The following is a 26,047-nucleotide window of genomic DNA, read 5'->3' on the forward strand; positions in this document are numbered from 1 at the left end:
AAAGCCCCATCCAAGACTTGACTGAACTAGCGGTAAAGTCATTGCTTTAGGTCAACCTGGTTCTGCCACAGGATATTATCTGCCCATCTACAATCTCTACGGTCTGACCCTAGCGGAAGTGCGTTTTGCCCCCACACCAAAACAAGTCTTAGAGTGGATTGCCTCTGAGGAGGTAGTCGCTGGAGCTTTGTCTTTAGAAGAGTTGCAACGCTACCGCCTAGACTTTAGTCAGACTAGGTTCCGGATTTTATATATAGATTCTCATAAAATTCCAAGTGGTTCTATCCTGATCGGACCAACAGTCGAGAGAAATCTACAACAGGAGATCCACAAGGCACTAGAATCTGCCTCCAGCAGCATGGCAGCATCAGTAGGATACATCCCCAATGCTAAAGCACCTGATTATGATTACTTAATTGATGTGGTTCAGAAGGTTAGACCGATTGCCGAACGGATTCAAGAAAAACCTGCTCCTTTATACAGCCTTCCATTTGAGTTGTAAACTTCCAAACAAGGGGAGAGACCGGCAGTAGCGGAAGAGAATCGATTATATTACCATTGGGGATTTTTAACAAATAATTTAGGATTGCTACATAAGCCGTTGGCAATGTGAATGGTTGCTAGGTAATCCCCTTTGCCTACTTAGCAAGTTTGCAGTTATTTAAAGACCCATAATCACCAGGATTACCTATCCTTATTTTTATTCAAAGTAATTGCAATTATAATTTTTTAAATAACATTCATGGCGGTAAATAAATAAATTGTTAACATGAGATAAATCCTTCTCATATAAGGATTACAGTCGCTAAACTTACACAAGTTCGTCAAAACTTTTTTTTTTAAATAAAGAATTTCACGAGGTATTTACAATAACGGTATTTTTTTTAAAATTTCATTATAGTTTATATTTTTCCCTGAACCATATGCGAGCCATCCGTATCAGTAATTAGAGGAACATTTATACGGATATAGGCTATGCGAATTTACACTACTCTTGCTTTAATTACTGTTTTAACCATCTGGTTTGGGGTTAATTTACCGATGATTGCCCATGGCTCAAATGCACCACTAAACTATAGTAATGATTGTCCCAGTGTAGTAGAGCAAACAGGACAAATTTTTTCTTATGGAAGAAAAGAAAACCACAAATTTGTCTCATCACCAGTAATTCCGACTACCCTGATCGCCCATCGTGGTAGCGGACGTGTGTCTCTTGTGTGAGAGTCAACTGACTGGATTCCGTTTGATGGCATATCTGGCTGCATTTCAATCCCACTGTTGGGTACGAGTAGCGGGCTACAGTGGGAAAGTGCTAATTCAATATAGTGTACTTGTAGTTGGCTTATTTTATATAATATATTGGAATAAGACATGATTAGGGTGCCTCTTAATTGGTCAATTTTCTGCCAAGCAACCTCAGCTCGCTTTCTTCGATGACAGTGAGTTAGTTCTAGTGTGGAAAAATGAAACTAAATAAGCTTGATAACCAACGGAAGTAGATGTGATTGCCCCTAAGATGATCAACCAATCCGATCTGATCAAAACCCTAAGCCCCAGTGCAATGGATCAGATCATGCTATACCTGGCTTTCAGCGCCCTGCGGACGAGTGGACACCGACATGGGGCGTTTTTAGATGCAGCAGCAACCGCTGCCAAATGTGCCATTTACATGACCTATCTGGAGCAAGATGGCAATATCCGCATGACTGGGCATTTGCATCACATTGAGCCAAAGCGGGTAAAGGTCATTGTTGAGGAAGTTCGACAAGCGTTAACAGAAGGGAAACTGCTCAAGATGTTGGGGTCTCAGGAACCTCGCTATCTGATTCAGTTTCCCTATGTCTGGATGGAACACTATCCCTGGCAACCAGGGCAATCTCGGATCAATGGCACCAGCCTTGACCTGGAAGAAAAGCGCAATCTTGAGATTAAGCTGCCAGATCACCTGCCGGATGCCCAGATCATCAATTCCTTACAATTCTTTGAATTCCGATAGAATTTCTCCACCGGAGATCCCAAGAAGACTTACCACCAGAGCGACGTCTGCCATTGAGTGAAGCTCTAGCTGAACACATCAAGCGTCGCTTAACCTATTCAGGAACTGTCACCAGAATCGATCACACCGGTGGCTTACCCTACTACGCTCTAACCAATGCATATTACTCGCCAGTAGATGACAAAGCCCGCACCTACACCATGATTGACGAAACAGCGCGATACTTCCGGTTAATGAGAAACTGGGCAGAGCGTCAGCCGCAAGTCATGCGAGGGTTGGAGGAACTAGATATCCCGCCAGAGAAAATCAATCAGGCCATGGAAGAATTAGATGAAATTATCCGCCAGTGGGCAGATAGGTATCACCGCGATGATGGTGAACCAATGGTTCTACAGATGGTCTTTGGACCAAAATCTGAATAAAGTATGAAGTATGAAGTATGAAGTATAAAGTGGGAACTCGGAAGTCGGAAGTCTAACGCTATCTCAATTTATTAGATTGATTAGTTGCTTAGCAAGTTGTATGTTTTCATCCTTCATCCTTAATACTTCACGATTAACACTTCATGCTTCGCAATTAACACTTCATACTTCATGCTTCATGCTTCATGCTTCATACCTGGCTGATCCAGTGCCATGCTAGAGCTAACAGCACAACAGCGATCGCACCAATAATCGTATTAATAATATTCACGACTTCATTGGTCAACCATTCTAATTTAGATTGTAGTGTCGCACCAATTACACTCTCCAGATTGGTGGCGATGAAGGCAGCAATAACACAGAAAAATACTCCTGTCAAGTTAACCAAACCAACGCCCCAACCCACAAATGCGATCGCAGCTGAAGCAATTACTCCAGCTAGGGTTCCCTCAAGACTTACAGCTCCTTCTGTTCCCCGGGCTACTGGCTGTAAGGTAGTAATCAGGAAAGTCCGTTTGCCGTAAGCCTTACCCACCTCACTGGCAGTGGTATCGGACAGCTTAGTAGCAAAACTAGCAACATAGCCCAGTAACAATAACTGCTGGTAAGGAGCATCCACCAGTAGGGTACCCAAGGCACAAATCGCTCCAGTCAGTGCTGAACCCCAAACATTCTCTGGTCCCCTAGCACCGGAACGCTTTTCCGCAATTCCTGCCGCTTCCTTTTGCGCCATACCAATGCGGGTGACACCAGACCCTACCAAAAAGTAAAATCCGACTACTGTGTAACCTGGCCAGCTCAGAGTACCCCAAATCAGTACGCCTAATATCCAAGCGTGGACAATCCCAGCAGGGGTGAGTAATTTTTTGGGGGCTATCCATACCATGGCAAGGAAAACTGTGTTCACTGCAACAGCAACTAGCCAAGGATTTAAAGAAAGACTATCATCAAGCATAGCAAAATAGTTATATTGGTAATTAGTAATTGGTTAATTGGTAATTAGTAATTGATAATTGGTAAGTGGTAATTGATAATTGGTAATTGTAATTGCTTCCGAGCCATTACCCCAGCACTCATACCCTATTACCCATTCCCCATTATCCAAAAAACCAATAACAAAGCACACTACTGAAGCAACCGGATCCCAGATTAGGTCAGATTCTTGAATAAAGTTGAATTTCTTTAAAACCTTGGCCAAAAGGCCACGCTACGCGAACAACCTACCCTACAAGAGATCCCTGGGCAAGAACAACCTTCAACCCTTTTGCCTTCAACCGTCAAAACCTTCAACCTTCAACCGTCAAAACCTTCAACCTTCAACCGTCAAAACCTTCAACCTTCAACCGTCAACCTTCAACCTTTAAAACCTTCAACCGTTTTCCCCTCAAACCAAAACTTATGAAACCAGTCCTATTTCATCTCGCATTTCCCGTTACCGACATTGAGCAAACTAAAGTCTACTACGGTGATGGACTTGGCTGCGAAATCGGTAGAGAATCTCGCCATGCGGTGATTCTGAATTTATACGGTCATCAACTCGTGGCTCACCTAACCAAAGAAACCCTGACACCTCAGCGGGGTATTTATCCTCGACATTTCGGGTTAGTTTTTACATCCCTGGCTGATTGGGAAGCCTTACTTTACCGTACTAAACAAAAACAATTATCTTTCTACGAGCAACCCAAGACCCGCTTTCCCGGTCAACTTACAGAGCATCGCACTTTCTTCCTCCAAGATCCATTTTATAACTTAATGGAGTTTAAGTTCTACTGTCATAGTTCAGCAATTTTTGGTGGACGTGAGTTGGCAGAAATTGGCGATCGCGTTTAAGCCAAATCCTTTTCAGCAATTCTCAAACGAGAAACACACCCAAGAAGGGTTGATGAACACAAAGGTTGATAAAACTAGAAAAACCCCTTACTGAGTAAGGGGTTTTTTCAGCTAAGCTGATTGGAACTACTGATACCAAGTCCCTATAGCTTCCACGGTCGCTGTTTTGGGGGGCTAGTTCTGATCGTCAATCAGCTCAGGTTATAACCGTGTGCAGTATAGCTTAGATAAGGTTGGGGTTGAAGCCAGCCTCGGGTGGCTGGTCGATGACCATTGCATCCCTCAATTCAGACCCATTCAAGTGCCAAAAAGCAATAGTATTATTGTTGTTCCAGACAATATCATACTTGCCGTCATTATCTACGTCTGCAATACCCTGAATGCTCCATCCAGTTGAGCTTAGTATTCCTAAGGGCTCACCATCCCGTGTGAGGATGTCACCTTTGACTAGTTTCTTATTAGACATCTGCCATGTGGCAATCTGTCCACTCTCCGAGTGGTACCACAGAATCTGGTCTTGGCCATCGCCGCTGAAGTCCGCCACAGCTTCGATTTGCCATCCAGTTGATGATGGTGCTAGTACCGGCTCATCGTCTCGTGTTACCACGGCAGCATCGACTAGTTCGTTGCCATTTATCTCCCATATGCCAACCTGTCCACTATCCTGGTTGTACCACAGAATCTGATCTCGATCCCCACCACTGAAGTTACCAGCACCGTGGATTTCCCATCCACTGTCTTCGGCTATCAGTAAAGCCTGACCATCCCGTTCAATGCTCCCCTTATTCACCAGCTGGTCACCATCTATTTCCCAGATTGCAACCTCTCCAGTATCTCGGTTGTAGGCGAGAATATCATGTTTGAGGTCACCGTTAAAGTCAGCAAACTCGGTGATTTCCCATTCCATGGGGTCTACCTCACCAGACTCAATAATCACCTCCTTGATCTCGTCACCTTGCCCTTGCCAGTATTTAATGGCTCCGGTTACTTTGTTAAGCCAGAATACATCATCCGTTTCACCGTCGCCATCAAAGTCTCCAGTACCTTGGATTTCCAAATTGAGATCTTTTTCCGCAGGAAGGCTAACTGTATTTACCTGGTGAGTATCATCTATCTTCCACAGCTTATTCTCTCCTGTCAGTGAATTACGCCAGACAAACCTGGTACTATTGTCAGGAACTGACGATGTGTCATCAGCAATGGTAATCTGAGCAAACCTTTTGCCAACTAAGTTATAATCTTCGCTGGTATTTAAGACCAGGTTAACAGTTTCATCACCTTCGTCGATTCGGGAGTCGATTTCTGGAGTGATTTTCAGCTCGACGGAAGACTCACCAGCGGCAATAGTGACTGACCCATTGAGGGTTTCACTGTAGTCATCTGCGGTAGCAGTGCTACCAAAAGTCATGTAACTGACAGTAAGGTCTTCACTAGTGTCTCCGGAACGAGTGATGGTGATGCTGCCTGGGTCTTGGTCTTTTTCCGCTGCCTCAAGGTCACTAGCAGTGATCGTGACAATCGGGATGTCATTATCAAAAATATTGGCAGTGACTAACCCAACATTGCCCAGGGGATAGTTCACACTGTCCTCGGATTTGGTAATCTCGTGGCTGATGGTACTTTCGTGATCCCCTTCAACCTCTTGATCATCCAGCCCTCGCACTGTGATAGTTTGGAGTTTTGCCTCATTGAAGGTAAGCACTTGCTCTGAAGCAAAGGTAGTTCCATCTAAACTGATTTCAGTTTGATCATCAGCTTTGATAGTAACTTCTACTTCTCCAAGGGGCTGTTTAGTTAACGCAACAGTGTAGATACCAGTACCACCCTCAAATAGTATTGGGTTTTCACTGATGATAATCTCTGGGGTTGTGGTAACAGTCTCATTATCAGTAATGGTAATCTCGGTGGATGGGATATTGAGAGTTGATGGATATTTGACCTCATCCCCGGTGTTGATAATGGCGTAGCTGATGGTGCTGGTGTGCTCACCTTCGACAACGGTGTCATCCACCGCCATTACCTTAATGGTTTTGGCAGCAGTATCGACTAGGCTGACCACCACTTCGTTGTCGAAGCTCTCTCCATCAACACTGATTTCACTGTTGTCATCGGCAGTAATGGTGATTTCTACTGCCCCAGCTGGAACAGTGTCCAGAGCAATAGTATACTCCTGTGCCTCTCCCCCTTCCGTCAGAGGAGAAATTGGGGTGATGATCACTTGACCAGCAGCATCTGCCTCATTATCAGTAATGGTAATTTCAGTGGATGGGATATCGAGAGTATCAGGATATTTGGCCTCATCCTCGGTGTTGGTAATGGCGTAGCTGATAGTGCTAGTGTGCTCACCTTCTATACTCTGGTCATCCACTGCCTGTACCGTAATGGTTTGAGCAAGAGTATCACTTAGGCTGACCACCACTTCGTTGTCGAAGCTCTCTCCATCAACACTGATTTCACTGTTGTCATCGGCAGTAATGGTGATTTCTACTGCCCCAGCTGGAACAGTGTCCAGAGCAATGGTATACTCCTGTGGCTCTGCACCTTCCGTCAGAGAGGCAATCTCGCTGATCAGGACTTTACCAGCAGCATCTGCGTCATTATCAGTAATGGTGATCTCGGTGGGTGGGATAATCAGAGTATCAGGATATTTGACCTCATCCCCGGTGTTGGTAATGGCGTAGCTGATGGTAGTGTTATGGTCACCTTCCACACTCTCGTCATCCACCGCCTGTACCGTAATGGTTGTGGGGGTGGTATCCGTTAGGCTGACCACTACTTCGTTGTCGTAGCTCTCCCCATCGAGACTGATTTCACTGTTGTCATCGGCAGTAATAGTGATTTCTACTGCCCCAGCTGGAGCAGTATCAAGAGCAATGGTATAAGTGCCAGGCTCTCCTGCTTCTGCGATCGGGGAAATTTCCGTGATCAGGACTTGACCAGGAACAACTGCGTCATTATCAGTAATGGTGATCTCGGTGACTGGGATAATCAGAGTATCAGGATATTTGACCTCATCCCCGGTGTTGGTAATGGCGTAGCTGATGGTAGTGTTATGGTCACCTTCCACACTCTCGTCATCCACCGCCTGTACCGTAATGGTTGTGGGGGTGGTATCCGTTAGGCTGACCACTACTTCGTTGTCGTAGCTCTCCCCATCGAGACTGATTTCACTGTTGTCATCGGCAGTAATAGTGATTTCTACTGCCCCAGCTGGAGCAGTATCAAGAGCAATGGTATAAGTGCCAGGCTCTCCTGCTTCTGCGATCGGGGAAATTTCCGTGATCAGGACTTGACCAGGAACAACTGCGTCATTATCAGTAATGGTGATCTCGGTGACTGGGATAATCAGAGTATCAGGATATTTGACCTCATCCCCGGTGTTGGTAATGGCGTAGCTGATGGTGGTGTTATGGTCACCTTCTATACTCTGGTCATCCAGCGCCTGTACCGTAATGGTTTTGGCGCTGGTATCACTCAGACTCACCACTACTTCGTTGTCGTAGCTCTCCCCATCAACACTGATTTCACTGTCTTGATCCGCAGTAATGGTGATTTCTACTGGTCCAGCTGGAACAGTGTCCAGAGCAATGGTATACTCCTGTGCCTCTCCTCCTTCCGTCAGAGGGGAAATCTCGCTGATCAGTATTTGACCAGCAGCATCTGCGTCATTATCAGTAATGGTGATCTCGGTGGCTGGGATATCGAGAGTATCAGGATATTTGTCTGAATCCCCGGTGTTGGTAATGGCGTAGCTGATGGTGGTGTTATGGTCACCTTCGACAATCGTGTCATCCAGAGCCTGTACTGTAATGGTTGTGGGGGTGGTATCCGTTAGGCTCACTACCACTTCGTTGTCGAAAGTCTCCCCATCGAGACTTATTTCACTGTCTTGATCCGCAGTAATGGTGATTTCTACTGGTCCAGCTGGCTCAGTGTCAAGAGCAATGGTATAAGTGCCAGACTCTCCCGCTTCCGCGATCGGGGAAATCTCCGTGATCAGCACTTGACCAGGAACAACTGCCTCATTATCAGTAATGGTGATCTCGGTGGCTGGGATATCGAGAGTATCAGGATATTTGTCTGAATCCTCGGTGTTGGTAATGGCGTAGCTGATGGTAGTGTTATGCTCACCTTCGACACTCTCGTCATCTACTGCCTGTACCGTAATGGTTGTGGGGGTAGTATCCGTTAGGCTCACTACCACTTCATTATCGAAGCTCTGCCCATCGAGACTTATTTCACTGTTGTCATCCGCAGTAATGGTGATTTCTACTGCCCCAGCTGGAACAGTGTCCAGAGCAATGGTATACTCCTGTGCCTCTCCTCCTTCCGTCAGAGGGGAAATCTCGCTGATCAACACTTGACCAGGAGCAATATCATTATCAGTAATATTGGCAGTGAATTCTGCAACTAAGCCAACAGCATAGCTTGGATCATCGGAAACCGTAATTTCGTGCCTGATTTGACTGCTGTGCTCTTCTTCAACTTGCTCATCATCTACCGGCTGCACCGTGATTTCTTTTTCCAGAGTCTCAGCGTTGAGAGTAATGACTTGCTCTTTGGCAAACTCTTCATCATCTACCTTGATTACACTCTGGTCATCAGCAGTGAGCTTAACTGTTACATCCCCAGTGGGTCGGGTACTTAAGGCAACTGTGTAAATTCCCTCTTGACCCTCTTGGACAGATACAAGATCATCGATGAACACGATTCCAGGGTCATCGTCTGCAATATTGGCAGTATATGATGGGCCTTGTCCGATAGGATAGTTCTCAGAATCTTCTGTATCGCTAACTCTGTGAGTGATGGTGCTAGTGTGAACACCTTCTACCAGAGCATCCTGAACTGCTCGTACCCTAATGGTTTCTTCGAGTTTTTCTGGGTTGAGGTTAATGATTCGCTGAGAGCCAAAGTTGATGCCATCGAGACTAATTGTACTCTGGTTATCAGCTTGGATAGTAATTTGTACTGCTCCAGTGGGAGGAGTATTCAAAGAAACTGTGTAAGTGCCTGAACCATTGTTTTCAGTGATCGTGATGGCCTGGCTGAAGATCAGCCCAGAGTCATTATCAGCAATATCGACAGTGACTTCTTCTGGTAGCTCGCCCAGGTCATAGTCTAGGTCTTCGGAAGCAATTTCATGGCTAATTTTGCTAGTGTGATCACCTTCGACCTGATCATCATCTAATCCCTGTACTGTAATTTCTTTTTCCAGGGTTTCAGCGTTGAGGATAATCTCTTGCTCAGGGGCAAACTCTCCGTCACCCACTTTGATTAGACTCTGGTCATCGGCTGTGATAGTGACTGTTACGTCACTAGTAGGCACAGTGCTTAAGCCAATTGTGTAAGTATCTTCTTGAGCTTCCTCAACAGACAAGGTGGTCTTACTGAAAACAATCCCAGGGTCATTATCTGTAATTGTGGCACTGAAGGAGCCGCTAGTTCCTAGAGGATAGTTAGTGGTATCTCCGGTTTCAGTCACTTTGTGGCTGATAGTGCTGGTATGAATTCCTTCAACCAGATCGTCATCAGCGGCTTGTACACTAATGGTTTCTTGGAGTTTTTCTGGGTTGAGAGTAATGACTTGCTCAGAGGCAAACTCCCCTTCACTTACCTTGATTAAACTATCGTCATCAGCGCTTAGAGTAACAGTTACCTCTCCGGTAGGCACAGTATTTAAAGCAACTGTGTAAGTTCCTTCCTCACCGCCTTCGATAATTGCGATCGCACCACCAAAAATTAGTCCAGGGTCATTGTCAGTAATGTCGATAGTAACATCCTTGATCTCCTGGCCTAGAGGATAATTGGTAGTATCACTTGAACCAGTAATTTCATGGCTGATAGTGCTGCTGTGGTCGCCTTCCACAGCGGTGTCATCAACCACCTGGACTGTGATAGTTTGTCGTGTAGTTCCTTGGAGCTGGATCGGAAGGCTAGGAGCAAAGTTTGTACCATCTGTGCTGATTCTAGTCTGTGGATCAGCGGTGATAGTGACTTCTACTGAACCACCTCCCACAGGAGGAGTGTTTAAACCAATTTCGTAAGTCCCGATATCCCCTTCAGTGAGATCGAGATTACTGATGATAACTACTCCAGGCTCATCATCAGTAATCTCAGCTATAACATCTGGAATTTCCAGATCCAGGGGATAGTTTGTGATGTCTTGGGATTCAGTAATCTCGTGGCTGATGGTGCTGTCGCGAAGACTCCTAAATTCAGCATCATCCTTACCGCGCACGGTAATGGTTTTAAGGGTCAGGTCACTGAATGTAACATCTTGAGTGGAAGCAAAGCTAGTACCATTATCAATACTGATTTCAGTCTCATCATCAGCTGTGATAGTAACTTTGACATCTCCAGTAGGCTGAGTGCTTAAACCAATTTCGTAGGTATCAGTACTGCCTTCAGTGACCTGAGGAGTACCAATGATAACTATTCCGATATCATTATCAGTAATTGTGGCAGTGACATCCTCAATGGGTGTGTTCTGATCGGAATAGTTTGTATCCTCTGAAGCAATGCTGTGGGTAATGATGCTGCTGTGAATCCCTTCCGGCGGCTGATCATCTACCGCCTGCACCTTGATTTCTTTTTCCAGTGTGCTTTGGTTGAGGGTAATCACCTGCTGTGATGCAAACTCTTCACCATCCACACTGATCAGACCTTGCTCATCCGCTGTAATAGTAACCGTTACATCCTGGGTAGGCTCGGTGGTTAAACTGATGCTGTAAGTACCCTCTTGACCCTCTGAGAGGGACAAAGACTTATTGGAGATAATCATTCCAGGGGTACCATCCTTAATCTCGATATCAGTAGACCATGTTCCCTGTCTTTCAGGATATTGCGGATCCACAGAATCGGTAATTTGGTGAGTGAGGGTACTGGTGTGAAGACTTTCTACCTTGTCGTCTGTTGTACCTCGCACCGTGACAGTGGTTGGTGTAGTGTCACTAAGTTGGATATTTCGACTGGTGCCAAAGTTTAAGTTGTTCTGATCCAGAGCAAGTTCACTTTCCCCATCTGTGGTGATAGTAACTCTTACGGGGTCAGTGGGGGTGGTACTTAAGGCAACTTGATAGGTTGTCAAGTCTCCACCTTCCTCAGTGGGCTCGGTTGCTGGAGTGATGATTAGACCTGGGTCATTGTCAGTAATAGTGACAATGACATCTCCAACCTTACTATTTATTTTAAAATCTGAGCCATCCGGAGCCTCAGTAATGGTGTGGGTGATGGTGCTGGTGTGAGCTCCTTCGACGGTTGAGTCATCCTTAGGCTTGACGGTGATAGTTTTTGCCGATGTGTCACTGAATCTAACCACTTGGCTGTCGGCAAATGTGGTACCTCCTTCAATACTGATCAGACTCTGGTCATCAGCCTGAATAGTAACTCTTACATCTCCACCGGGATTCTGTAGTAATCGAAGTGTGTATTTCCCTTCATTACCCTCTTCAACACTATCTTCAACACCAGTTTGACCAAGTGGGGAAGTATCAAAAAAGAAAAGGTCAGAGCTATCATCAATAATCTCAATGGTAGCGTTATCTATTGTGGTTGTAGGATAGTTGTCGGTATCGTCTGTAGCACTGATTGTGTGGGTGATTGTACTTTCGTGAGGAGTCCCTTCTGATGGGTCGTTATCTTCAGTAGCCTGCACCTTAATGGTTTGGGGTGTAGTATCGCTAAGTGTGATAGTTCCCTGGTCTACAAACCCAGTCCCATCCGGCAATTTGATCTGACTATCGTCATCAGAATCAAGGGTGATTGTTACGTCCCCAGTAGGATTGGTGCTTAAAGCAATGGTGTATTCATTTTCGTCACCTTCTTGAATCTGACCAGTAGCTTGGGTGATGATTACCCCAGGATCATTGTCAGCAATAGTGACAGTGACGTCTCCAACCTTGCTCTCTTCAAAGTTTGAACTGTTTGAATTAGTAATTTCGTGGCTAATGCTGACTTTTTGAGGTCCGGTGACATCTGAGTCTTCAGTAGCCTGCACCGTGATAGTTTTTTCGGATGTGGTGCTATTGAGGTTGATGACTTGCTCGGAAGCAAATTCTTGGTCATCTTCTACCTTGATTAGACTCGACCCATTGGCTTTGATGGTGACTTTTATGTCTCCTGCATCAAGCCCGTCTGCTTTAATGGTGTACGTACCCTCTTGACCCTCTTCAATAGACAAAGTTTGGTTATCGAAGGTGAGCAGATCTGGGTTATTGTCAGTAATCCTGGGAAAGACCTGTCTAGTTTGACCTGGAGAATATTGTGCTTGTGTTGCCTCGGATTCAGTAATAGTGTGGGTGATGGTGCTGTTGTGCTCACCTTCTAAGGTGTTGTCCTGAATCCCCTGCACCGTGATTTCGGTGGTGAAGTCGGTTTCGTTAAAGGTTATCTCTCCGGAAGAGACAAAGGTGTTGCCCCCATCTAAACTAAATTGACTCTGACCATCACTAGTTTCGATTTCGACTGTTACGTCTCCATCGGGTGCGGTACTCAACCCAAATTCATAGGTACTATTTTCACCCCCTTCAATCGGTGTGGGGGTGCCTTGGATATATAGCCCTGGGTCATTATCGGTAATTTCAAGGGTGACACCAGTAAGTTCAGTATTTACGGGATAGTTGGTTTCGTCCTCTGTGGCTGTAACAGTGTGAGTGATGGTGCCGGGGTGAATACCTTCAGGAGTAGCATCATCTATAACCCGCACCGTAACAGTTTTTTCTGAGGTGTCACTGATTACGACGGTGTGTTGGGTTCTGAACCCCTGACCATCCACATTGATTTGACTCTGCCCATCAGTTCTGAGGGTAACAGTCACGTCTCCAGTTGGCGGGGTGTCTAAGGCAATAGTATATGACTGGTCAGCACTAGTTTCAGTAAGCTCGATAGTTGTCTGTGAGAGAATAAAGTCTGCCATAGTGATTCAAAATGTTTAGTTAGTTACCTATAGCAATAGCTAGTACCAATTGCTAATTAGGGATAGCTGCATCAGAATTGGCTTGGGGTTTGGGTCAATAGGAATTGGCTAAAGCGATTTCGGACACCCACTGGTATAGGTGTCGATCTGAGTTATCCATCCTCTGGCAATACAAATGCCCGACCGGGTTTCAATTTGTCTTAAAACCTTTCCCCAATTAATTTGACCCAGCGATTTTATTGTCTTCCCCTTGACCGATTTCTGTTCACCGGGAAAGTACCGAACTTACTGTGGGGCTAACTAGGGATTTTACATAGACTTCTCGAAAACTTTGCGTTTATAATAAATTACTGGCTTACCCCCCTTGAAAACTGCCCCACACCCATCAGAGACTGGAGTTGTTCAGGCATGAGCATTTCAGAGGTGTTTTGTGAAAAAAGTTTTAGGAATCATTCTCGGTGGTGGCGCAGGAAGCCGCTTATATCCACTAACCAAGCCCCGTGCTAAACCAGCAGTGTCATTGGCAGGTAAATACCGCTTGATCGATATTCCTGTCAGTAACTGCATTAATTCTGAGATTTACAAAATCTATGTCCTAACCCAATTTAACTCAGCATCTCTCAATCGCCACATTACCCGTGCCTATAATTTCTCTGGCTTCACAGAAGGGTTTGTTGAAATTCTACCAGCCCAAAAAACTGCGGAAAACCCAAGCTGGTTTCAGGGAACAGCAGATGCAGTTCGTCAGTATCTATGGTTATTTAATGGCTGGGATGTTGATGAATACCTAATTCTATCAGGAGACCACCTCTACCGGATGGACTATCGCTTATTTGTCCAACGTCACCGGGACACTGGAGCGGATATTACTCTCTCGGTTGTACCTATTGATGAGACACGGGCATCTAGCTTTGGCTTGATGCAAATTAATGATCGGGGCAAAGTGATTGACTTTCGGGAGAAACCCACAGGGGAATTGCTCAAACAAATGCAAGTGGATACTACTGTGCTTGGACTTACACCAGAAGAAGCCAGAAATAGTCCTTACATTGCTTCTATGGGAATTTATGTTTTTAGTAAAGCAGTGATGAAAGAAGTGCTCGAAGCTAATTCTGAACACACAGACTTTGGTAACGAAGTTATCCCAGCCTCGATGCCAAAGTATAACATTCAAGCTTATTTATTTAATGATTATTGGCAAGATATCGGCACTATTGAGGCATTCTACAATGCTAACTTATCCCTGACTCGTCAACCATCACCATCGTTTAGCTTTTATCAGGAAGATGCTCCGATTTACACCCGCGCCCGTTATCTACCGCCCTCAAAGCTTTTAGACTGTCGGGTAACAGAGTCAATAATTGGGGAAGGGTGTATTCTCAAAGACTGCCGCATTAATAACTCGGTATTGGGATTGCGATCGCGAGTGGAAGCTGGAACAGTTATCGAGGACACTTTAATTATGGGGGCTGACTACTATCAATCTTTAACAGAACGTCTCTCAGCCCAAGAACAAGGCCAAGTGACTTTAGGGATTGGTAAGGATACCGTTATTCGTCGTGCAATTATCGATAAAAATGCTTGTATCGGTAACAATGTCAAAATCTTTAACAAGGATCGTGTAGAAGAGGCCAACTGCGAAAGTGAGGGATTTTATATTCGTAATGGCATTGTTGTAGTGCTCAAAAATGCAGTAATTCCCCATGGAGCCGTGATTTAGTCCTATGGGATGGAAAGGGTAAGTTAATCCATATCAAAATTAGGCGCGCTGTAAGCATATGCGCTACGCGCACGCTACGCGAACAGCCCTTAGCGGTCAGCCGTCAGCCCTTACACGCTTACTTTAGACAGGCTTACCCTAAGGATTAGGGATTAGACACCCTTAGGCTAGGCATTAACTACTAAAACCATTCACCATTAACCATTAGCCATTAGCCTAAGACCTTGCTACCTAAGACCTTGCCCTAACCCTCAAAACACCCTTGACAGAGTATTACCATGTACGGAAATTGCGATCGCACCAGTGAGGAAGAACCGAACTAAGTTTACTTGAAACCTTTGTTACCCTGGCGTTGAGGTAGATAAACCATAATCGGCAATAACTGACCCCTTACGATCTTAGACGATTAGGAGACACTCTTGATGGCTGCGACCGACTTCAAAGACTATTACTCCATCCTAGGAGTCAGCAAAACTGCTAGTGCTGATCACATTAAAAAGTCCTTCCGGCGTTTGGCCCGGAAGTACCACCCAGACCTGAATCCTGGTGACAAACAAGCCGAGGCTCGCTTTAAGGAAGTCAATGAAGCCTACGAAGTGTTATCTGACTCGGACAAACGGAAGAAATACGATCAATTTGGTCAGTACTGGAAGCAAGCGGGACAAGGATGGTCTGGTGGTAGTGGAGTCGGTGTTGATGTTGGTGGCTTTGATTTTAGCCAGTACGGCAGCTTTGACGAGTTCATTAATGAATTGCTGGGTCGCTTTAGCACTGGTGCGCCCGGTGGTGCTGGCAGAAGTAGTCATAGCTACTCCTACAGTACAAGTACTTCTAGCTCTAATGGGTTTAATGATTTTGGTGGTTTTGGTGGCTATAGCAGCACGTCAGGCTTTAACAACACTACGGGAGCAAGTGCTGACCGGGAAGCAACCATTAGCCTCAGTTGGTCTGAAGCCTTTAATGGTGTCCAAAAACGTTTCAGCCTAGGTAATGAAACTATAACTGTCAGGATTCCCCCTGGTGCCAAACCCGGTAGTCGTATTCGGGTGCGAGGCAAGGGTCAGGTCAACCCCCTGAATGGGCAAAAGGGAGATTTGTATTTGAAAGTAGAACTCAAATCTCACTCTTTCTTTGAGTTCGATGGTGAGAATCTAGTTTGCGAAGTGCCAATCACACCAGATGAAGCGGTTTTGGGTGGGTCAATCGAAGTACCAACTCCAGATGGCTCTGTGAGTATGAATATTCCTGCTGGTATTCGTTCTGGTCAATCTCTGCGACTACGGGGTAAAGGCTGGTCTTTACCTAAGGGTGGACGTAGTGATCAGTTAGTGCGAATTACGATAGTAACTCCGAAAAACCTCACCAATCAGGAGCGGGAGTACTATGAAAAAATCCGTGAAAGTCGCCGCTTCAATCCCCGCAGTCATTTGTCCCAAGTTCGACTGTGATTATATCTAGCAGTGCTCAATTGGGTGATAGACTTTCCTGCTGGGTTAATGGGAGTAGGGAGTAGGCAGTAGGCAGTAGGGGTAAGACAATTGAAGGTACCTCATAAGAGGGTGTCGATGGCATTTAGGAGTGTTTCTACTTCGGCATTTGAATTTAGGAAAGAAAATAGATGTTGAAAGCGGAGTTTTCCTAGCTGATCTAAAAGAAATTGGCCAGGTAGGGGAGCACCAAGTGCTTGACCAAGGTTATAGGCGCGAAAGGTTCTACAGTTGGGGTCGCTCAGCAGTGGCATTTGTAAACTGAGATCGTTAACAACTTGTTGGCTTTGCTTGATATCTGTACTCGTAATCATTAACACCTCAACCCCTTTCTCAGTGAAACGTTGGTAGTTCTCATTGATGTTTTTGATGTGAGGGAAGCACAGGGGACAGTAATGCTTTTCTGTGAAAATGCGGGTGAATGCCAAGATGACCGGTTGTTTGCCCTGATAATCCGATAATTTGGTCTGACGGTTATTGGTAATATCTGGTAGCTCAAAATCAGGAGTCCTTGCTCCGAGTTGTAGCGCGTTAGTTGCTGGTACAGGCACAAAATTGTGGAAGAAGCGCTGATTGATTAAGCCACTAAAGTTAAGGTCTGTGAGCATCAGGGGTTCAATTCTCCTGGACAGGGTTAGTAAACAGCTAGAGAAAATGTCGCAGAGTCTACCAAAAACTTTTATTATTTGTTAGACTTAAATTAGGGTAACACCGACAGGGATTATTATGTAACTTAAATTAAAGCCGAAAACCAAGGGTTTAATAGTTGCGCTCTCGACCTACCGTGGAACGAACGTTTTGACATTTTTATGGCGCTCGCGGGATATTCCTGAGAGCTTTGGGAGATACCCCCTGGATGCGCAAGCATCTTGCATTGGCGGGCCAAGGTCTATCTTGGTAGACTTTGGTAGCTAAAAAGTATCGGAATAGTTTATAGTCACTGTTATAGTTTACCGATAGGCACCCTCAACTGTAGTTAGTTCAGGGAAAGCATGAATTAAGTGACTAATTTGATTACACAGACCGGAAAAGGGGAAAGAGGGGGAAGCGATGGAGATCAACGCTGGTCACCCCTTGAGAATAAGAAATCACATCAGTGATTAACCGGACTTAATTTTAATGATTCGATTAAACGCTGTAAACCTGACTCTACTGACCACTGAGCTGTAAAATCTAAACAGGAAGATGCGATTGAAATATCCGCTTGGGAATGTTTAATATCTCCAGGACGGGGAGGGGCAAATTTAGTTTCTGATTTCCACTGAGGAAAGCAAGTTTTTAGACTATCAACTAGCTGAAGTAAAGAAGTAGATTTTCCGGTGCCTAAGTTACAAATTAAGCATGAGCCTGATTCTAGGGGTGTTGTTAAAGCTTTGGCAAAAGCCCTGGCAACATCTTTGACATAGATAAAGTCTCGTGTTTGAGTCCCATCTCCGTAAATAGTTATCGGTAAACTGTGCTGCATGGCATTAACAAAGATAGAAATTACACCGGAGTATGGGGAGTTAGGTACTTGTCGAGGACCAAATACATTAAAAAATCGTAATCCCACAAATGAAAAATCTATTTGTTTGGCAAATAAACTGGCATATTGCTCGCTCACCAGTTTTTGTAAGCCATAGGGAGAAATAGGAGAAGTCTGTTGATTTTCTGAAATGGGTACTTGTGTGGGATTGCCATATACAGCGGCTGAGCTGGCAAAGACTAGTTTAGGAATGTTTAAGGTTTTACAAAGTTCAATAACAGCAATCGTTGCCGAAAGATTATTGTGATGAGCCTCTAGAGGTTGCAGCCATGATGCTGTAACGGAGGGGGTGGCTGCTAAATGGGCAATGCCATCAATTTTATTTGTAAATTTAGTTATAAAATCTTCTGGTTTACAAGTGGATATGTCTTTTTGCAGGAATTTGAGATTAGGATGCTTAGGTAGGTTTTGTAGACTACCAGTGGCAAGGTTATCAACTACTGTGATCTGATGACCTTCTGATAGAAGTTGTTCGGTAAGATGAGAGCCAATAAAACCGGCTCCGCCAGTGACAATGAAATGCATGATTTTTTATTTTTTACTAAGTAATGGTTAACGATGTAATCGGTTACTAATTAAAGATTAAATAAGTTATTTTTATTTGCCTAATTAGTGTAGAATTTACTAATCAAAATGAGCTCCAATAAGTACTCTTGATCACCTTGTCTTAAATCTGAAACCAATGGCGAACTGTTACAGGTAATGTCCGCTGTGCTATTAATCTCACCAGAAGCTTAGGTCGTGAAAGATAGTATAAGATAGGATGCTTATAAGACCAGAGTCTCTTTTGGAGAGCATCCCAGAGTTCAGTATCTTTGACCCCTTGTTGAGATAAATATTTTGATAGCCAGTTCAAGAAGGTCAGATGTGCTGGATTCAGATGACCAGGAGTGTATTTTCCTGCTTGCTCTGCCATAGAACAGCAGTTATTAGAATGCTGTCTATACCAATCCCAACAGTCACTAGTGACAAATACAGCGGCTTTGAGATATACCTTCGCGAAAAAGGCTTGATCTTCGTACATTCCCTGGAAGCTTTCTTCAAACCCACCTGTAATATCAAATAGTGTTCGCCGGATCAAAACGCTACAAGTGGCGGGGGTTCTAGCTTGACTCTCCAGCAAGAGGGTGAGCAGCCTGGGGGAGTCAAACAAAGTATCGTAGTCAGGAGCAATTTCTCGCATCAAGTCCCGATCAATATCCTGAGGCTTCTCGGTCCAGCTATACCAAAATTTAGTTAGACCACAAACTACATCTGCTTCTGGTTGTGAACTAAAAATTGCTAGTTGCTTTTCCAGTTTCTGTGGTAACCAAATATCGTCAGCATCTAAGAAGGCAATGTAGTCCCCTTTGGCATTGTGGATGCCTAGATTGCGTGTGGCACTCATGCCGCGATTCTGGTGACCCTTGTGTTCTAGATAGCTTACCTTTTCCGGGTATTGTTGGGCATACCGTTGGGCAATTGCTGTGCTGTTGTCGGTGGAGCCATCGTCTACCAGCAGCAATTCCCAGTTGTTATAGGTCTGGGCAAATACGCTCTGAATGGCTTCTTCAATGAACTTCTCAGCATTTAAGAAGATCATAATACCAGAAACCAGTGGTTTGTGACTCATTTGATCTTACTTATATTCAAGTTTATTTACTTTCCGTTAATGGACAAGATTGATGACCTGAGTTCCAAAAATTTTTAAACCGTTTTCAATATACTGAATAGTCTTTGTTTGAGCTTCCACCCGAAATACCTCCTAGACTTGGACGACAAAGAATACACAGTGGGATTCATAGCTAGTAATAGTTCCTTGATGAATACGCACCAGACTTTGATATCTTTGATTTTATGTTCAGATAAGTACTGTCCTACCCAATTCAAATAAAATAGACGTGCAACATACTCTTTGCCGGTTTTTTCTGCAATAGAACAGCAGTTGTTCGGGTGCTGTCGATACTTGTACCAACAATTGGTAACTGGAAAAACCGGTGCATGGAGACAGATCTTGCTGCAAAAGACCTGATCTTCATAAAGACCTCGGAAGTTTTCCTCAAAACCACCAACATCTTCTACAATCTGACGTCGCAACAACATCCCCGATATGCTAATCCGGCGTTTTAATAAAAGACGAAACAGCCTTGGTGGATTGATCAGGGTATCGGTCGGCACACGAACCTTTTCCACGTGATCCCGTTCTTGGTCTTCAGGATTTCCAGTCCAGCTATACCACCATTGAATTGGTCCGTAGACCATGGCAGCGTCGGGATGAGCATTCAAGAGAACAACTTGCTCTGCCAAGGTATTTGGTAACCAAATGTCATCAGCATCTAAAAAAGCAATATATTCACCTTTGGCATGGCGGATACCCAGATTGCGGGTGGCACTCATGCCGCGATTTTGGTGACCCTCGTGTTCCAGATAGCGCACCTTTTCCGGATATTTCCGAGCATACTGCAAGGCTATTTCTGTACTACCATCAGTGGAACCATCATCGACCAGGAGTAGTTCCCAGTTGTCGTAAGTTTGAGCAAAAACACTCTCAATGGTTTCTTGAATAAATGGTTCAGGGTTTAAGAAAATGATGATAGTGGAAACTAGTGGTTTGTTACTCATAATTAAAGCCATCTTGACAACCAACGATCAAAGGTTTTCCCGTCCCAATCCTGAACCTCAACACGAGGCAACAGAAAAGAGTTGCTATGTTCCTGAACCCGGTCAACAACACTACAACAGGCGCAGGTAAATCCAGCTTCTTGGATAATGGAGATAGTGTCAGCAGTGTAATCCCCATGGGGATAGGAAAAACTGGTAACTGGATGCCCTAGGATTTCCTCAATATAGTGTTTGCTTTGTTCGATTTCATCCTGCTGCAAAGCTACTGGAAGTTTAGAAAGAAATGGGTGGGTTACTGTGTGAGCCCCGACTTCAATCAGTCCCCCTTCTTCGAGATCCAACAGTTCCTCACGAGACATAGAGCGATGGGTCGAGCGACCAATTGGTTCAGCATTAGCCCACACCCTGATTGCCTCTAGCACCTTTTCTCGCTTGTGGCTAGATAAAGGATATAGCAGTTCATAAAGGGAGCGATAGAGGGTATGGCGAAGGCTGGGATCTTCTATACCTGAAGCACTCCAATGGCGATAAAAGTGATAATCAGCCTGACTGTAATAGGCGGCTTCGCCTAATTCCCATGTGTAGGTACTGCCGTTGATATTTAACTGAAGTATTTCCGGTAATATACCAGGTTGTAGTAATAGTCTATCTAGTTCATCCCACCAGAATTCACGCCTATGGCCAATTCCTCCAGTTGTTACAAAAACTGTTGCGGGAATGTCATAGCGTTTCAACAATGGTTTAGCATTGTAAAAATTATCAGCATAGCCGTCGTCAAAAGTGATAACAACTGACCGCTTTATAGTCTGGTGATCGCGAATTGTTTGTGTCAATTGCTGTAGACTCAGAGGGTAGTGATGTTTTCGTAAAACCTCTAGATGTTCAGCAAAATGCTCTGGGGTTACACATAGAGACCAAGGGTCTGAATCTACTTCAGCCACACGGTGGTACATTAAGATCAGCACACCTGGCAAAATTTTATTTTTGAGCCGCCAGGCTGTCTGTTCCAATTTCCTACTGACCTTGCCTATGCTCATGGTTTCAGCTCCTTGACGACTCTAGCCGTAATTAAGACCTGGTAGTTAGGGTCGTGATAGTTGAGTTGTGCCTGGGGCAATTCCTCAGTTACCAAGCCGTGCAGAAATGCGATCGCACTCAATACATTGCCTTGGGCTTCAACTTGCACTGGGGTTTCTCCAAAGGCTTCTTTAAAAAGCCGCTGAGTTGAGAGAGTAGTGAAACTCCAGTATTGACCCCAGCGATTCATATCATCACAGCTGATTTGGGTGATGCCTGGAACCGTGGCCAGTAGGACACCGCTGGGTTTGAGAATGCGGTGGAGGGTTTTGAGGGCGGCTGGCACATCGTAGATGAATGGGAGGGTTTGAGTTAGGATAATGCAGTCGAAGGTGTCGGATGGTAGATGGTCAGCCTTGGTTAAATCTGCCACAATCGTGGCTTGGGGATTACCCTCTTCCACATGAAGCACGTCACTCTGGGTGACGCGATCGCCACCGAATTTGTGAGTGTAGAGAGGTTCCTTAATCTCTAGTACGTGTCCTTTAATATCCTGAGCATGACGGCCAAGAAAATGCTCAATATAATATCGGTCCATAGGTAAACCCCGGTCTAGACCGAAGTCAGAGCTGATCGGCTTGACTCGTCCGAGGCTACCAAGGTTTACCCATCCTACTGGTGGGCGACCGTGGCATATTTCTCGTAGCCAGCGGTATAGAGAAATAGGCCATCTGCCAAGCTCCCTTATAGTCATGATGTCACCTCCCCTTTCACTGCCCTGACTGTAATTAAGACTTGATACTCGCGGTCTCGGTAATCAAGTTCTTTCTGGCTCAACTCCTCCATGGCTAGTCCCTGCAAAAATGCGATCGCTGCCAGTACATTGCCATGGGCTTCAACTTGAACGTTTGTTTTCGGAAATAGTTCTTCAAATAGCAAGCCTGCTGATTGAGAGGTCAAGGCCCAACACCAGTCATCACCCCAATCGCATTTAACGATTTGGCTAATTCCCGGAAAAGTGACCAGCAAAACTCCACCAGGCTTAAGGATTCGGTGGAGTGTGCCTAAAGCTGTCCGCATGTCGTAGATTAGGTGTAGGGTTTGTGTCAGGATGACGCAGTCGAAAGCCTCTGACGGGATGTGATCAGCGTTGGTTAAGTCTCCCACAAAGGTGGCTTGGGGATTGCCTTCCACGACGTGCAGTACATCGCTTTTTGTGACCTGGTCTCCTCCGAAACGACAGGTGTAGGTGTTTTCTCCAATTTCTAATACTCGTCCTTGGATGTCCTTACTGCGGTGACCAAGGAAATTTTCTATGTAGTAGCGATCTATGGGGAGACCACGGTCATAGCCAAACTCCCGACTGATAGGTGTAACCCGCCGCAGGCTGCCAAAATTTACCGATCCTACTGGTAGACGACCATGGAATATATCGTATAACCAACGGTATGTAGCGGCAGGCAATGTTAGCTTTGCTATTGGTTGCAATTGTGCTTTCAACTGTTTTTTCATAGGTTTTAAAGAATATCGAATACGATTTGTCAAATACTGCAAGGTTGGATGATTATATCCCCATAGCTCCTTTTGTAGAGCAGACCAAAGTTGAGGGTTTTTGAGGCTTCCTTTAGACAGATATTCCTTTAACCAATTCAAGAAAGTCTTACGAGCCGTATATTCTTTTTTTGTGTCTTGGGAGGTATAACAAATAGAATGTTTATGCTGACGATACTTTTCCCAACATCCACTTTCCACAAACACAGGGGTTTTCAGGAATATTTTGGATAAAAAGACCTGATCTTCATAAAGACCTCGGAATGTCTCTTCAAAGCCACCAACCTCTTCGACAATCTGCCGTTTTACCAGAAAGCTACAGATACAGGGGGCAGCGCCTCCACCTTGTATCAAGAATTTAAGTAGGGTTGGTGGCTGAATCAGAGTATTGAGTTGAACTCCCAGTTCTGGCATGTAGTCCCGCTGACTGTCTTCAGAATGGCCAGTCCAGCTGTGCCAATACAAAGTATTTCCATAAACCATAGCAGCCTCTGGATGAGACTCCAAAATTCCTATCTGTTTTTGCAGTTTCTGGGGTAGCCAGATATCATCAGCATCAAGGAAAGCAATGTACTTACCTTTAGCATTACGAATACCCAAATTACGGGAGGCACTCATGCCGCGATTTTCGTGATATTGGTGTTCTAGATAACGTATCTGGTCAGGATATTTTTCCACATACCGTTGGGCAATGGCAGTGCTGTTATCGGTGGATCCGTCGTCTACCAGCAGCAGTTCCCAATGGTCATAGGTTTGCGCAAGTACACTTTCTATGGCTTCTTCAATGAACTTTTCAGCGTTTAAGAAGATCGTAATTCCAGAAACTAATGGTTTGCTATTCATCTCATTAATTTATAAAATATTTATCGATTAATATAATATTTTTTACTAAAAAAACTCATTAATTCAGGACAGATCTTATTCTTATCCATCTTAGTTTTATCCCAATCAAGTCAATGTCCCATTAATGATCTATAGCGGTTTTCACTTTGCTGAGGTACAGAGTACCTGGTTTTAGGGAACAGCGGATATGGGAACAGGGAACAGATAAGATGGAAGAGGGAATAGGAAACAGTGAACAGGGAAAAAAACTTGTGTACCTCATTAGGCTAGAAACCGCTATAGGAAATAGAGAGCTGACTTAGTTTTATCAAATGTGGACATGGCGATTTTGCAAGCGATAGAGTTCAGCAAAGAATCCATTGAGCTTCAATAAATCCTGAAACTTCCCATGTTCGATGACTTGTCCCTGCTTCAACACCAAGATCTGATCAGCTTGTTCAATGGTGGATAGGCGATGGGCAATAACAATCACCGTTCGATTTTGACTAAGATTATTTAGCGCCTCTTGGATTAAGTTCTCGGAAACACTATCGAGAGCATTAGTTGCCTCATCGAGAATCAGAATTTCTGGGTCGCGGACGATAGCACGAGCCAAGGCGATACGCTGTCGCTGACCTCCTGAGAGTCGAATTCCTCGGTCTCCTACCTTGGTATCATAACCTTCAGGTAATTCACTGATAAATTCATGGGCATGGGCAAGTTTGGCTGCTGTTCTAATTTCGTCTTCTGTAGCATCCAACCGACCATAGGCAATGTTTTCCCGTACTGTTGTACTAAACATATGAATCTCCTGACTAACCAGGGCAATTCGGCTGCGCCAGTCAGCTAGATTCAGCTGTTGCAAGGGATAACCATCTATATAAATCTCTCCCTCTGTAGGGTCATAAAAACGGTAAATTAAGCCAATAATTGTCGATTTACCCGCACCTGAAGAACCTACTAAGGCAATGGTTTTACCTTGTGGGATAGCAATTGAAATATTCTTAAGTGCAGGTTTTTCCGAGGGGTTGTAGTGAAAGGTAACAGATTGAAAAGAGATTTCTTGTCTGAGACCTTTAAAAGGAGTGTTACCAGAGTGAATATAAGGTTTATCAGAGGGATCCAAAAGATACATGACGTCCTCTACAGCACTTGTCAACGCAGCAAGTTCCACACGGGCACTATCTAACTGCTTCACGTGGGGTTGTAGACGATAGAGCATAAATAGAAACGTTAGTAAGCTCGGTAGGGTAGCTTGGTTCTGAAGCAGTGCAATAACTAGAATGCATAGAAGTAGAATTGTAGAGAGGACTTCAGAAAGGGGATTCACAACTTTAGCGAAAAGCTGAATCTTTAGCAAAGTATTACTTAAGTGCTTTGATGCCAGATCAAAACGCTTCTGCTCATAGGATTCATGGCCAAAAGCCCGAATCACCTTCATTCCAGAAAACCCTTCCAACATCAGGCAAGCAAGGGCAGAATTAGCCTGTAAAACTTGTTTACCTCTGTCATTTACCGAGCGTGTCACAAACTTTATACTCAGGGAAATGAGTACCAATCCAGCAGCAACTAAAAGGGTGAGTTGCCACGATATTAACAGTAACAGAATTACAAATACAGAAATGCTGCAAACATTAATTATCAGGTTAAAAAAGTGCGATAGAGCCTCACAACTCCGCCAGGTTTGATCACTAAGTGTGTCAAGTAACTTTCCCGATTGATTCCTTTCTAAAAAAGAATAGCTGACTTTCAGAAGCTGGTTAAAAACACTGGAACGCAACCGATGGTTAATCCTGAGGTAAAGCCAAGACACTAAACTACTATTTATATAAACAATGGAGTTCTTTATAAAAAGTATTATGAAGATAGAAAAAGCAATAAAAAAAATCCGAGCTTGGCTTGGAAAATTAATAACGAGTTGCTCAATATTATTTAAAATCAAGCTATTTTGGAAGGCTTGAGATCCTAGATTGCCAGAACTTTCCAGAAGAGGAATAAATAAACTAATACTAAATCCTTCTGCCAAAGAAGAGAATACGCCTAAGGTAATAATTAATGGAAAAACCCAAGGATAAAATTTAAGCAATGGCGATAATATTCTGATTTGATTCATGCTTTCTTGTTAATCCTAAGCGCTGTGCGCAGGGAAGAGGGAATAGAGA

The 26,047-nt window shown here is 44.4% G+C and carries 16 protein-coding genes and 1 pseudogene; 7 read left to right on the plus strand and 10 right to left on the minus strand.

The features are described 5' to 3' along the window. Nucleotides 1-85: 85 nt before the first annotated feature. The 3 genes and pseudogenes from LYNGBM3L_RS18955 to hetR all read left to right on the plus strand — a co-directional run bounded on the left by LYNGBM3L_RS18955 (nt 86) and on the right by hetR (nt 2,418). Nucleotides 86-502 carry a substrate-binding domain-containing protein gene (locus LYNGBM3L_RS18955; protein ID WP_229414604.1) on the plus strand — a complete coding sequence of 139 codons (417 nt, stop codon included), beginning with the start codon at nt 86-88 and terminating at the stop codon, nt 500-502. Between the two features lie 473 nt (nt 503-975). Next, on the plus strand, nt 976-1,221 hold the full coding sequence (locus LYNGBM3L_RS18960) for a hypothetical protein (protein ID WP_008186642.1): 246 nt from the start codon (nt 976-978) through the stop codon (nt 1,219-1,221). A gap of 295 nt (nt 1,222-1,516) precedes the next feature. After that, nucleotides 1,517-2,418: pseudogene (hetR, locus tag LYNGBM3L_RS50455) on the plus strand (heterocyst differentiation master regulator HetR). A 190-nt stretch (nt 2,419-2,608) separates the two neighbouring features. On the opposite strand, the gene LYNGBM3L_RS18970 reads toward hetR, so the two are convergent. Continuing rightward, nucleotides 2,609-3,373, minus strand: coding sequence for a TIGR00297 family protein (locus LYNGBM3L_RS18970; RefSeq protein WP_008186648.1), 765 nt, complete (start codon nt 3,371-3,373; stop codon nt 2,609-2,611). A gap of 235 nt (nt 3,374-3,608) precedes the next feature. On the opposite strand from LYNGBM3L_RS18970, the gene LYNGBM3L_RS45915 reads away from it, so the two are divergent. After that, nucleotides 3,609-3,782, plus strand: coding sequence for a hypothetical protein (locus tag LYNGBM3L_RS45915; RefSeq protein WP_154659852.1), 174 nt, complete (start codon nt 3,609-3,611; stop codon nt 3,780-3,782). Between the two features lie 34 nt (nt 3,783-3,816). Continuing rightward, nucleotides 3,817-4,248, plus strand: coding sequence for a VOC family protein (locus tag LYNGBM3L_RS18980; protein ID WP_008186652.1), 432 nt, complete (start codon nt 3,817-3,819; stop codon nt 4,246-4,248). Between the two features lie 223 nt (nt 4,249-4,471). On the opposite strand, the gene LYNGBM3L_RS18985 is transcribed toward LYNGBM3L_RS18980, so the two are convergent. Further along, entirely contained in the window at nt 4,472-13,162 is an 8,691-nt protein-coding gene (locus LYNGBM3L_RS18985) for a Calx-beta domain-containing protein (protein WP_008186654.1), read from the minus strand. A gap of 430 nt (nt 13,163-13,592) precedes the next feature. Here LYNGBM3L_RS18985 and LYNGBM3L_RS18990 point away from each other — a divergent pair, with 430 nt between their 5' ends. Beyond that, nucleotides 13,593-14,882, plus strand: coding sequence for a glucose-1-phosphate adenylyltransferase (locus tag LYNGBM3L_RS18990; protein ID WP_008186656.1), 1,290 nt, complete (start codon nt 13,593-13,595; stop codon nt 14,880-14,882). A gap of 422 nt (nt 14,883-15,304) precedes the next feature. Beyond that, complete coding sequence (locus LYNGBM3L_RS18995) at nt 15,305-16,330, plus strand: DnaJ C-terminal domain-containing protein (protein ID WP_008186657.1); 1,026 nt, start codon at nt 15,305-15,307, stop codon at nt 16,328-16,330. 101 nt (nt 16,331-16,431) lie between these two features. On the opposite strand, the gene LYNGBM3L_RS19000 is transcribed toward LYNGBM3L_RS18995, so the two are convergent. The 8 genes from LYNGBM3L_RS19000 to LYNGBM3L_RS19035 all read right to left on the minus strand — a co-directional run bounded on the left by LYNGBM3L_RS19000 (nt 16,432) and on the right by LYNGBM3L_RS19035 (nt 25,998). Beyond that, entirely contained in the window at nt 16,432-16,977 is a 546-nt protein-coding gene (locus tag LYNGBM3L_RS19000; RefSeq protein ID WP_008186659.1) for a peroxiredoxin family protein, read from the minus strand. Nucleotides 16,978-17,462: 485 nt separating this feature from the next. Continuing rightward, on the minus strand, nt 17,463-18,419 hold the full coding sequence (locus tag LYNGBM3L_RS19005; protein WP_008186661.1) for an NAD-dependent epimerase/dehydratase family protein: 957 nt from the start codon (nt 18,417-18,419) through the stop codon (nt 17,463-17,465). 142 nt (nt 18,420-18,561) lie between these two features. Continuing rightward, nucleotides 18,562-19,506 (minus strand): glycosyltransferase family 2 protein, encoded by a 945-nt coding sequence (locus LYNGBM3L_RS19010; protein WP_008186663.1) that lies wholly within the window; start codon nt 19,504-19,506, stop codon nt 18,562-18,564. A gap of 74 nt (nt 19,507-19,580) precedes the next feature. Continuing rightward, a complete protein-coding gene (locus LYNGBM3L_RS19015) occupies nt 19,581-20,495 on the minus strand; it encodes a glycosyltransferase family 2 protein (RefSeq protein ID WP_044493912.1) in 915 nt (304 codons plus the stop codon). A 2-nt stretch (nt 20,496-20,497) separates the two neighbouring features. Further along, on the minus strand, nt 20,498-21,532 hold the full coding sequence (locus LYNGBM3L_RS19020) for a polysaccharide deacetylase family protein (RefSeq protein ID WP_008186668.1): 1,035 nt from the start codon (nt 21,530-21,532) through the stop codon (nt 20,498-20,500). Next, nucleotides 21,529-22,266, minus strand: coding sequence for a methyltransferase domain-containing protein (locus LYNGBM3L_RS19025; protein WP_131827040.1), 738 nt, complete (start codon nt 22,264-22,266; stop codon nt 21,529-21,531). Before LYNGBM3L_RS19025 ends, LYNGBM3L_RS19020 begins: the two co-directional genes overlap by 4 nt. Continuing rightward, a complete protein-coding gene (locus LYNGBM3L_RS19030) occupies nt 22,263-23,906 on the minus strand; it encodes a glycosyltransferase (protein ID WP_008186673.1) in 1,644 nt (547 codons plus the stop codon). The genes LYNGBM3L_RS19025 and LYNGBM3L_RS19030 overlap by 4 nt, the downstream gene beginning before the upstream one ends. Nucleotides 23,907-24,213: 307 nt before the next feature. Continuing rightward, a complete protein-coding gene (locus LYNGBM3L_RS19035) occupies nt 24,214-25,998 on the minus strand; it encodes an ABC transporter ATP-binding protein (RefSeq protein WP_044493896.1) in 1,785 nt (594 codons plus the stop codon). Nucleotides 25,999-26,047 lie beyond the last annotated feature (49 nt).

This window comes from Moorena producens 3L (assembly GCF_000211815.1).
Lineage (GTDB): Bacteria > Cyanobacteriota > Cyanobacteriia > Cyanobacteriales > Coleofasciculaceae > Moorena > Moorena producens.